8 protein-coding genes are annotated in these 9,796 nt (G+C 70.8%); 5 read left to right on the plus strand and 3 right to left on the minus strand.

From position 1 onward, the window contains the following. The coding region (locus CVO76_RS04855; protein ID WP_208740959.1) for a DNA gyrase/topoisomerase IV subunit A at positions 1-1,513 on the minus strand (1,513 nt) is incomplete at its 3' end. Positions 1,514-1,637: 124 nt separating this feature from the next. On the opposite strand from CVO76_RS04855, the gene CVO76_RS17250 reads away from it, so the two are divergent. The 4 genes from CVO76_RS17250 to CVO76_RS04875 are packed head-to-tail and all read left to right on the plus strand — an operon-like array spanning position 1,638 to position 7,193. Then, the gene (locus CVO76_RS17250; RefSeq protein WP_244186209.1) at positions 1,638-4,484 is read left to right on the plus strand and encodes a bifunctional GNAT family N-acetyltransferase/acetate--CoA ligase family protein; all 2,847 of its coding nucleotides are present in this window, start codon (positions 1,638-1,640) and stop codon (positions 4,482-4,484) included. Positions 4,485-4,531: 47 nt separating this feature from the next. Beyond that, positions 4,532-5,206 (plus strand): DUF5998 family protein, encoded by a 675-nt coding sequence (locus CVO76_RS04865; protein ID WP_133081702.1) that lies wholly within the window; start codon positions 4,532-4,534, stop codon positions 5,204-5,206. Between the two features lie 6 nt (positions 5,207-5,212). Beyond that, complete coding sequence (locus tag CVO76_RS04870; protein ID WP_208740960.1) at positions 5,213-6,418, plus strand: alkaline phosphatase family protein; 1,206 nt, start codon at positions 5,213-5,215, stop codon at positions 6,416-6,418. Then, positions 6,411-7,193, plus strand: a complete 783-nt coding sequence (locus CVO76_RS04875; RefSeq protein ID WP_208740962.1) for a thymidine kinase — start codon at positions 6,411-6,413, stop codon at positions 7,191-7,193. The genes CVO76_RS04870 and CVO76_RS04875 overlap by 8 nt, the downstream gene beginning before the upstream one ends. 57 nt (positions 7,194-7,250) lie before the next feature. Here CVO76_RS04875 and sepH read toward each other — a convergent pair whose 3' ends face one another. Further along, positions 7,251-8,687, minus strand: coding sequence for a septation protein SepH (gene sepH, locus CVO76_RS04880; protein WP_208740964.1), 1,437 nt, complete (start codon positions 8,685-8,687; stop codon positions 7,251-7,253). A 186-nt stretch (positions 8,688-8,873) separates the two neighbouring features. On the opposite strand from sepH, the gene CVO76_RS04885 reads away from it, so the two are divergent. Continuing rightward, positions 8,874-9,185, plus strand: coding sequence for a DUF4193 domain-containing protein (locus CVO76_RS04885; protein ID WP_208740966.1), 312 nt, complete (start codon positions 8,874-8,876; stop codon positions 9,183-9,185). A 72-nt stretch (positions 9,186-9,257) separates the two neighbouring features. Here the strand turns inward: CVO76_RS04885 and CVO76_RS04890 are convergent, their stop codons facing one another. Then, positions 9,258-9,734, minus strand: coding sequence for a DUF3093 domain-containing protein (locus CVO76_RS04890; RefSeq protein WP_133081707.1), 477 nt, complete (start codon positions 9,732-9,734; stop codon positions 9,258-9,260). Between the last annotated feature and the right edge of the window lie 62 nt (positions 9,735-9,796).

A 9,796-nucleotide genomic window follows, 5' to 3' on the forward strand; every position in this document is an offset into this window, starting at 1 on the left:
TGAGCGGCGCCGAGGCCTCCGACTCGAGGAGCACCGTGCGCCGCGGCGTGGCGAACTGGTCGGAGAGTCCGGCGAGTTCGTCGGAGACGAGGGTCCTCAGGCGCTCCTCGGAGCCGAGGATCGCCTCGAGTTCGGCGATCTCGCGGCGGAGCTGGTCCTGTTCCTTCTCCAGCTCGATCCGCGAGTACCGGGTCAGCTGCCGCAGCCGGAGCTCGAGGATGTAGTTCGCCTGCGTCTCGGACAGGTCGTAGATGGACATCAGGCGCTCGCGCGCCGCGGACGCCTCGTCCGAGGACCGGATGATCTGGATGACCTCGTCGATGTCGACGATCGCGATGAGCAGCCCCTCCACGAGGTGCAGGCGGTCGCGCTTGCGCTGCAGCCGGTAGGAGGTGCGACGGCGCACCACCAGGATGCGGTGGGCGATGTACACCCGGAGCAGCTCCACGAGCCCGAGGGTGCGGGGCTGACCGTCGACGAGGGCCACGTTGTTGATGCCGAACGAGTCCTCCATCGGCGTGAAGCGGTACAGCTGCGCGAGGACGGCGTTCGGGTTGAAGCCGTTCTTGAGCTCGATCACGAGGCGCAGGCCGTGCGTGCGATCGGTGAGGTCCACGATGTCCGAGATGCCCTGCAGCTTCTTCGACGTGACCGCGTCCTTGATCCGCTCGATCACCTTCTCGGGGCCCACGGTGTAGGGGAGCTCGGTGACCACGAGGCCCGTGCGCCGCGCCGAGAGCTGCTCCACGGTGACCTTCGCGCGGGTCTTGAAGGACCCGCGGCCCGTCCTGTAGGCGTCGCGTACGCCGTCGAGCCCCACGATCCTGCCACCGCTCGGGAGGTCGGGCCCGGGGACGAAGCGCATCACGTCCTCGAGCGAGGCATCCGGATTCGCGATGAGATGGCGTGCCGCAGCGACCACCTCGCCGAGGTTGTGCGGCGGCATGTTCGTGGCCATGCCGACGGCGATCCCGCTGGCACCGTTGACGAGCAGGTTGGGGAACGCCGCGGGGAGGACCTCCGGCTGCGTGAGCTGGTTGTCGTAGTTGGGGACGAAGTCGACGACGTCCTCGTCGAGGTGGTCGGTCAGCGTCAGGGCGGCCGCCGCGAGGCGCGCCTCCGTGTACCGGGCGGCCGCCGGACCGTCGTCGAGCGAGCCGAAGTTGCCGTGGCCGTCGATGAGGGGCAGCCTCAGCGAGAAGTCCTGCGCCATGCGCACCATGGCGTCGTAGATGGCGCTGTCACCGTGCGGGTGCAGCTTGCCCATGACCTCACCGACCACGCGTGCGGACTTCACGTGCCCGCGGTCGGGGCGCAGGCCCATGTCGGTCATCATGTACAGGATGCGCCGCTGGACGGGCTTGAGGCCGTCGCGCGCATCCGGCAGGGCGCGCGAGTAGATCACGGAGTACGCGTACTCCAGGAAGGACTCCTCCATCTCGGTCTCGACATCGATGTCGATGATCTTCTCGGTGAAATCCTCCGGCGGTGCGGAGTTCTGGCGCCTGGCCATGTGCGGTGCGGTTCCTCAACAACTCGGGTGGGCAGATCGGGTGGTCGGCGGGCATCCGCGGTCCGCGGGCGGTTCCGGCAGCGGACCGACCCACGGTCGAGGGGATGCCGACTACCCTGAGTCTATGGTGGCGGACGGACAATACCCGGAATATTGGGAGGCTGATGTCGTCCTGCGCGACGGCGGGACGGCGCACCTGCGGCCCATCTCGCCCCTCGACGCGGACGCGGTGCAGGCCTTCCACGTGCGCCAGTCGCAGAATTCGATCTACCTCCGCTTCTTCACGTACAAGGCCACGCTCAGCGCGAAGGAGCTCAAGCGCTTCACGGAGGTGGACCACCGGGACCGCGTGGCCTTCGTCATCACGCGCGGCACGGACATCATCGGCATCGGCCGCTACGACCGCCTCGACGATCCGCTCGAGGCCGAGGTCGCCTTCAACGTCTCGGACCACCACCAGGGACGCGGGGTCGGCTCCATCCTGCTCGAGCACCTCGCCGCGGCCGCCCGCGAGAACGGCATCCGCCGGTTCTCGGCCGAGGTCCTTCCCGAGAACCGCAAGATGATCACCGTGTTCGCCGAGGCCGGCTACGAGGTCGATCGGCACTTCGACGACGGGGTCGTGATGCTGGGCTTCGACATCGATCCCACCCGCCGGTCGCAGGCCGTCATGGAGTCGAGGGAGCACCGCGCCGAGGCCAGGAGCATGGCGGAGCTCCTGACGCCGTCGTCCGTGGCCGTGATCGGCGCGAGCCGCGAGTGGGGGACGGTGGGCCATGCCCTCCTCGAGCACCTGATCGACGGTGGCTTCACGGGCACGGTGTACGCCGTCAACCCCGAGGCCTTCGAACTGCACGGCATCATGTCCCACGCCTCCCTCACGGAGGTACCCGAGCAGGTGGACCTCGCCGTCATCGCCGTGCCGCACGAGCAGGTGGACGCCGTCGTGGACGAGTGTGCCCGTGCAGGCGTCAGGGGACTCCTCGTGGCCACCGCAGGCTATGCCGATGACGGCGGCGACGGGCTGGCGCGCCAGCGCGCCCTCGTGCACAAGGCCAGGGCGCACGGCATGCGCGTGGTGGGCCCGGCATCCCTGGGCCTCGTCAACACCGACCCCGCGGTCCGGCTGAACGCCTCGATGGCGCCCGGCCTGCCCGAACGGGGAGCGCTCTCCCTGTTCAGCCAGTCCGCCGGCCTCGGCGTCCTCCTCTACGCCAGCGCGCGGCGGCGCGGGCTCGGGGTGTCCTCGGTGATCTCCGCCGGCAACCGGGCCGACGTGTCCGGCAACGATGCCATGCAGTTCTGGGAGGACGATCCGAGCACGCGCGCCGTGGGTCTCTACTTCGAGTCGATCGGCAACCCGAGGAAGTTCTCGCGCATCGCCCGCCGCCTCGCCCTGACCAAGCCCGTCATCGTGGCGAAGTCCGATGTCACGGGCCTGCAGCTGCCGCCGGGACACGCGGTCCGCACCACCCAGGCACCGCCGGGAGCGCTCGACTCGATGCTCCGGCAGTCCGGCGTCATGAGGGTCGAGACGACGGAGCAGCTGATGGACATCGCGCAGATCGTCGCGAGCCAGCCGCTGCCGCAGGGACCGGGCGTCGCCGTCTTCAGCAACTCCTCGGCCCTCGGCAAGGTGGTCGCCGACGGCGTGGCCTCGCAGGGCATGACCGTCGCGCGGCTGGAGGCCGGGCTCGAGCTCGACACCGGGCAGTCCGTGGCGCTTCCCGCCCTCAGGTCGGTGGTCGCGGATGCACTGCGGGATGATGCGGTCCACGCCGCCGTGGTCACGACGCTGCCCGCCCGGGGACTCCCGGCCGAGACCATCGCGGCCTGTCTCCAGCAATGCGCCGAGGAGGCCGGCAAGCCCGTCATCGCCTCGTTCACCGGCACCCTGGACACACGCCTCCAACTCGACGGCCTCGTCGCCTCCGCGCCGCCGTCGGATCCCCGGGTGACGGACCCTCGGAGGACGGCGGCGCTGTCGTCCGATCGGCTGTCACCGTGGTCCCCGGCGGAGGTGGCGGCGGGCGGCTCCGGAACGGTCCGGGCCCCCCTCGCCGGTGCGGCCCCGGAACCGCAGGCCGCGGACACGGTCCTGCCCCTGCAGCGTGGCATACCCTGCTTCCCGAGTCCCGGCGCCGCCCTGGCCGCCCTGGGTGCCGTAGTGCGCTACGCACTGTGGCGCACGCGGGACCACGGCGAGTTCCTCGACCCCGACGGCGTGGACGTCGACGAGGCCGTCCGCGTCCTCGCTGGCGTCCGGGCGCGCGTCACGGATGTCGAGCTGACCCGGCTCGCCCCCGAGGAGTGCGGGGCACTCATGGAGGCGTACGGGATCCGGCTCCTGCCGTCGGTGCGGTTCGCCTCGGCCGACGAAGCGGTCGAGGCGGCCGAGCGCCTCGGCTGGCCGGTCGCCCTCAAGACCATGGACGAGCACCTCCGCCACCGCCTGGACCTCGGCGGCGTGCGGCTCAACATCGACGACGCCGAATCGCTGCGACGCAACATCACGCAGATGGCGCACGTCCTGGCGCCCTTCGGCAGCTTCGGCATGGAAGTGCAGTCCATGGCCCCCTCCGGCCAGGCCTGCAGCATCCGCGCCATCGAGGATCCCCTCATGGGGCCCGTGGTCTCCTTCGGCCTCGCGGGTGACGCCGTCAACCTGCTCGACGACTGGGCGCACGCCGTCCCGCCCCTGAGCACCGGGGACCTCGCCGATCTCGTGCGGGCACCGCGCGCCTCCCGCAAGCTCTTCGGCTACCAGGGGCTGCCTGCCGCGGACGTTCCGGCGCTCGAGGACCTCGTGGCCCGCGTGGCGCTCCTGAAGGACAACCACCCCGAGATCGCCCGCCTCGACTTCAACCCGGTCCTCGTCGCGACGTCGGGCCTTGCGGTCCTGAGCGCCGCGATCGACGTCGGGAACCCCCAGCGGCGCACGGACAGCGCCCGCCGCGCCATGCGGGACTGACGCCCGCTGGTTAGGCACAACCCGGCCCGGTGGGGGAAACTGGGGGTATGACCCCATCGCTTTCCGCCCAGCGGCGTGACCTCGATGCATCGCTCGAGCGGGCCGGCTTCTACCCGCGTCTCGTGGCCGACGTCGTCCACGACGCCCTCGACGGCCGCGAGCCGCTGTCCCACGTGGCCCACCTCGAGACGCACTTCGAGCGCACCGAGGTGCACCGGCACATCACGGTGCTCGTCCTCACCGAGGACATGCTGGTCATCACGCACGTGGACGACCAGCAGCTCGACGACGCGGGCGAGCAGGTGATGGCGCAGATCTCCACCGAATCCGTCCCGGTGAGCCAGATCCGCTCGGTGGTCCTCAGCTACCTCTACGCGCAGCCGCAGGACTACAAGCCCAGCGACCAGGTCCGCGAGATGACGCTCGCGATCGCCTGGTCGGGCGGTCAGCGCCTCGACATCGGCCCCGCGAGCTGCGGCGACCCGCAGTGCGACGCCGACCACGGTTTCACGGGCACGGTGGCGCAGGAGGACATCGTGCTGCGTGTCAGTGCCGAGGCCGACGGCGCCCAGGCGGTGCAGAACGCCAAGGCCTTCGCCCGTGCCCTGAGGAAGGTGAACACGGCGAGCCCCGCGTCCGGCGGTTACGTCGGATCCGACGTGGCCCCGCGCCGCCAACCCGGCTTCGGCGGGCGCTTCAACCGCCCCCATCACCAGCGGTAGCGGTTGATGCCCTTCCAGCACCTGGAGCGCCTCCCGCCCGCGCCTGCCTACGGGACCGCCACCGTCGCCGAGGTCCTGACCAGTTCGGCCGCGGCCCTGGGCGTCGAAGGCTTCGGCAACGCCCTCGCCCTGCCGGCCTCCCGCCGGATCGCCGTGGTCATGGTGGACGGCCTCGGCCTGTCGCTGCTCAGGAAGTACGCGGCCCACGCTCCGTACCTCCGGGAGAGCCTCGATGCGGCCCGAGCGCTGTCCTCGGCTTTCCCGTCCACCACGGCCGCGTCCCTCGCCGGCCTCGGTACGGGCCTCGCACCCGGCCTGCACGGCATGGTCGGCTACGACGTCCTCGATCCTGCGCAGGGACGCGTGGTCAACATGCTGGGCCGCTGGGACGCCGGCGTCGACCCGCTCGCCTGGCAACCGCACCCGACGGTCTTCGAGCGCGTGTCCCAGCACCTTCCGGTCGTGACTGTGAGCCAGCCCCGCTTCGCCGACTCGCCCATGACGCGGGCGGCCCTGCGGGGCGGCGCCTTCGTCGGCGCGCAGACCATCCACGCCCGCATCGACGCGGCGGCCGAGCAGCTGGCGAGCGCCCCGCGCATGCTCATGTACTTCTACCTCAACGACCTCGACAAGGCCGGACACCGGTACGGCGTCGACTCCGCGGAGTGGCTGCGGACCCTGGAGGACCTGGACGCCGCGCTCAGGCTCCTGGCCCGGAGGGTCCCGCCCGACACTCTCCTGCTCCTCACCGCCGACCACGGCATGGTGGACATCCCGCCGTCGCAGCGCATCGACTACTCCGAGCGCGCCGATCTCGTCGACGGAGTGGCCCACACAGGGGGCGAGCCGCGCATGCTCCACCTGTACCTCGAGCAGGATCTCGCCGTCCGCGACCGCGACTCGCTCGCCCTGCGCTGGCACGAGGCGTTCGGTACCCGGGCGTGGATCCTCCCGCGGGACGAGGCCGTGGCCGCAGGCTACTTCGGACCGGTCTCGGACACGGTGCTGCCACGTATCGGGGACCTCCTGGTCCTCGCACGGGAAGGCATCGCCCTCCTCGACGGGCGGCGCGTCCAGCCGGCCGCGTTCGACGTCGTCGGGCAGCACGGCTCGCTGACGCGGGCCGAGCGGGAGATCCCGCTGCTGGTCCTGGGCAAACCCCCCGCCGGCGGTTCCCGACGGGGGAGCGGCAAGGGTGCCGGCCGTGGCTGAGCTGTTGTTCTTCTCCGGCACCATGGACTGCGGCAAGTCGACGCTCGCGCTCCAGATGGACCACAACCACAAGGCACGCGGGCGTCGCGGGCTGCTCTTCAGCTCCCACGACCGCGCCGGCGAATCCATGATCTCGAGCAGGCTCGGCCTGCAGGTACCGGCGGTCGAGGTCTTCCCCGAGACCGACTTCTGGGTCGAACTGACGCTGCGGCAGACCATGGGCGCACGCATCGACTACGTCATCTGCGACGAGGCGCAGTTCTACACCGTCGACCAGATCGACCAGCTGGCCCGCATCGTGGACGAGATGGACATCGACGTGTTCAGCTTCGGCATCACCTCCGATTTCCGGACACGGCTGTTTCCCGGGTCGCAGCGCCTCATCGAGCTCGCGGACCGCGTCCAGGTCCTGCAGGTCGAGGCCCTGTGCTGGTGCGGCAAGCGGGCCACGCACAACGCGCGCACGGTCGACGGCGTCATGGTGGTCGAGGGCGACCAGATGGTGGTGGGAGACGTCGACCAGCCCGGCGACGAGGACTCGCCTGCGGCACCGGCTGCCGGGGCAGCCGCGGACCCGGTCACGTCCGTCCGCGTGCCGGTGGTGGGCTACGAGACGCTCTGCCGTCGGCACCACATGCGACGGCAGACGTCCCGCACGTCGCCGTCCCTCTTCTCCAACGAGATGCCGCTGCCCTTCGAGGAGAGGGCGGTTCCGCCGCGCAGCGGAGGTACCGCGACCCTGCAGGACGCGGAACCGGGTACCAGCGGCTCCTGAGCCGGGCGCACCGCAGAGCGGCGCCGCCACCGACAGCGCGGAGGCACGCAGCGCGGGTCAGTCGCCCTTGCGTCCGAACACGATGTCGTCCCAGCTGGGGACGCTGGAGCGTTTCGGTTTGACGCGCCGCTCAGGGGTGGCCTCCGCTGCGTCCTTGCCCTGATCCTTGATGGGGTCCTTGCCCGCATTCTTGACCGTCTGCTCGGCGGGATCCTTGTCCGGGCCCTTCGCTGCCGCCGCCGCGCCGCGGCCGCCGGCGCGTGCCGCCGGCGACCCCGTCCCCTGCTGCGCCGCTGCCGGCGGTTGGAGCCTGCGGGTCGGTCGCGCGAAGATGCTGATCTCGCGCGTGTCCGTGCTGACGCCCTCGTACAGCCGGGGCGTGCCGTCCTCGTGGTGGGTGGGATCGGCGGCCGCGCTCCCGAGGACGTCGCCGCCCTGACCGTCGTCGGCGGTTCCCTCGTCCGTGCCGTCGTCGGTGTCGCTGCCGTCGTCCTGACCGGTGTCCGTCTCCGTGTCGGCGGCGACCCCGGACCGAGGAGCGAGGGCCAGCCCCGGCATGGGGACCTCCTCGCCCTCCGGCGTCTCCTGGTCCGCGTCCTCGTCACGGGGATGCGCGGCGGGGATGCTCCCGCGTGTCAGCAGCTCGGCGAGGGCGTCGTCGCCTTCCTCGTCGGCGCCGAGGCGCTGGCCGCGACGGGAGCGGAGCACATCGAGCAGACCGTCCTGGTCCGGCGTCGGAGCCTCGTCCTCCTTCTCCGCCTCGAAGTCGAACACACGGTCCGCCACGGCGCTGAGCCGGCGTGAGGGGAGCGGGCCGTCGAGCGGCTCCAGTTCGCTGAGCACCTGCGCCCAGCGGTTGGCGTTGGCGACGGTCTTGCGTGTGGGGTTGTACGTCCACTGGGCGGGAGGCTGTTCGCCGAGGTCCACCGTCGAATCGTCCGGCAGGTCGAAGGACGCCTCGACGTGCCAGGAGCCGTCCGGACGGCGCCAGGAGTCCCATTCGAGCGACACGGGGTCGATCCCGTAACTCTGGACACGGAAGGCGACCATGTCCCCGAGCAGTGCGGGGTCGTCCCCGAAGGCCGATCGGTAGCCGTCGTGGCTGGGCAGCGGCGTGGCGACCTCCACCCGCTGGGCCAGATAGGCCACGTAGTCGCGCTCGGCACGCACCGGTCCCTCGTACCGCTCGACGTGCGCGAGATCGAGTCCGGATTCGGCGGCGACCTGTTCGGCCGTGGCGCCCGAGCGGATACGCGACTGGATGTCCCGGGGGGTCAGATGCACCGGCGGCTTCGGCGGCTTCGGGGGTTTCGCGGGCTTCGGACGGACCGGCTCCGGAGGCTCCGGTGATGCTGCCAGGGGTGCGTCCGGGATCCGGTCGCTCGCGGCCCGCAGCGCATCGTCGATGGGAAGGCGGTAGGACGTGCCGTCCCCGCCGCTCAACAGCAGATGTTCGCCATCCTCATGGACACCCACCAGGCGTAACTCCTGCATCAATTCCTCCAGCCGACAATAATTGCTACGTGAAACTTTGCCATTGAATGTCGGCCTTTCCTACTACGCGGTGAGGCGTGGCGGCCGGCACACCGGGAGCGGGCACAAATCCCGGCCTTTCGGCGTTGTTGGAGCCGGAGGGGCAGACCCCGGCGTTGGCCAGAGAGTATGGAGCGGAAGACAGGTATGACGACAGACTACGACGCGCCGCGCACGGCGGTCGACGACGACTCGAACACCCGCACGGACGTTCTCGCGGGGCATCGGCCGGCGGGGCAGACCGCGCAGATGATCGCACCGGTCGACGATGACGAACTCGAAGCGGCGGATTCCTACGATCTGCCGGGAGCTGACCTCTCCAGCGAGGAGATCTCCGTGCAGATCCTCGCCGCGCAGGCCGACGAGTTCACCTGCGCCTCGTGCTTCCTCGTCCGTCACCGGTCGCAGATCGCACTCGACAGGGGCGGGCAGCTGTACTGCATGGACTGCGAGGGCTGACACAACCGCAGCAGATGTGGCACCGTCGACCGACGGCGTCGTTCCCCGTCCCGACCGGGCGCGGGCGCCGGATCAGGCCGCGAGCGCGGCCACGAGGCGTTCCGGGGTGCGGGACGAGGTCAGCCAGTAGGGTGTGCGGTCCTCGGGGTCCGTGACCTCGATGCGCACCACGGGGGAGATCCACCCCCTGATGCAGAGGTACGCGAGCCCGTTCAGGCCCGGGCCCCGCTGGTGGGTCGCGTCGTCGCCGCCGAACCACTCCACCGAGCCCAGGTACTTCCGCTCGATGCTCGCGCGCCCGACGGTCAGCGTCGTCCCGGTGACGGCGATACGCGGTGTCGACAGGATCAGCAGGGTGAACACGATGACGGCGACGACGAGCGCCGCACCGTAGCCGAATCCCATCGAGATGGGAGCGAACATCACGATCACGGCCGAGGAGAATCCCGCGGCGATCAGCCAGATCCAGGGTGAGGGCCAGAGGCGCTCCTCGTACAGGACGGCCTCGTCGGATGTGTTGCGGGGTGCTTCCCCTGGCGCGCTGGACATGGAACCAGCATTCCATCATTTGGCGGCGGTCTCATCCCGCCCGGGCCGCAGGAGCGGCGGGT

Source organism: Arthrobacter agilis (assembly GCF_002953615.1).
GTDB classification, from domain to species: Bacteria; Actinomycetota; Actinomycetes; order Actinomycetales; family Micrococcaceae; genus Arthrobacter_D; species Arthrobacter_D agilis_B.